This is a genomic window from Priestia sp. P5_B4, assembly GCF_056400385.1.
This window is the reverse complement of record NZ_JBFULJ010001368.1, coordinates 1-701: the sequence shown is the minus strand read 5'-3', so window position 1 is coordinate 701 and position 701 is coordinate 1. Positions and strand designations below refer to the sequence as shown.

2 protein-coding genes are annotated in these 701 nt (G+C 38.3%); both read right to left on the bottom strand.

The features are described from left to right. Window positions 1-32: 32 nt before the first annotated feature. Window positions 33-446 (bottom strand): DUF1259 domain-containing protein, encoded by a 414-nt coding sequence (locus tag AC1DRF_RS31040; RefSeq protein ID WP_029715116.1) that lies wholly within the window; start codon window positions 444-446, stop codon window positions 33-35. 114 nt (window positions 447-560) lie between these two features. Beyond that, the coding region (locus AC1DRF_RS31035) for a DUF975 family protein (RefSeq protein WP_477742706.1) at window positions 561-701 on the bottom strand (141 nt) is incomplete at its 5' end.

Here is a 701-nt window from a genome sequence, read left to right as displayed (position 1 = left end):
CTCTAATATACCTGAGAGATGCGTTTAATAAATTATTCATTTGTCGGAACGGGAAGACTCTTGAGGGTTGTAAAACAAAAAGCCATTTTTTTCGCAAAATGTAAAGGAGGCTCGACAGATTGAATATGAAGATACATAAGGACCGGTTCTGTAAAAAGCCAATGGTTATGCAAAGCGCTTACGATAAGACCTTGYCGCGCAGCAGCTTCTGTAAAACGGGGGATTTCTTCTTGTAAAATAGCAATCTCAGCCAAGTTTAACGCATTTCCCTGTGCGTCTATCGCTTCAAATGATACACCAACAGGAACGACAGAGCTGCTTTTCCGCCCTTGAACATGAGCTTGAAAGCTTCTTTTAAGAGACACTGAGCATCCTGTTGGACTAACTTTGCTTTTAGCGTTTAAAATCTGGCCAAACTGCTGACAAATTTCATTTGTAGTATACATATAAGCTCCTGCCTTTCTTCTAGACTCTTAGTAAGCTTTATGACATCAGAGCTTCACTTATGCAAACAGTGTTCTTATAAAAAAATCCCCTTCACGTTGAAGAGGATTTTTTTATTATTCAGCATGCGATGAGCGTTCATTTAACAAATTTTCATAAAAACGGGCAAGTGAAGCAGAAAGGTATGGAATAGACCATAAAAAGCCGATTCCTAGTGTAATAATACTTAATAAAAACCAGCCAAGAAAGCTTAGTAG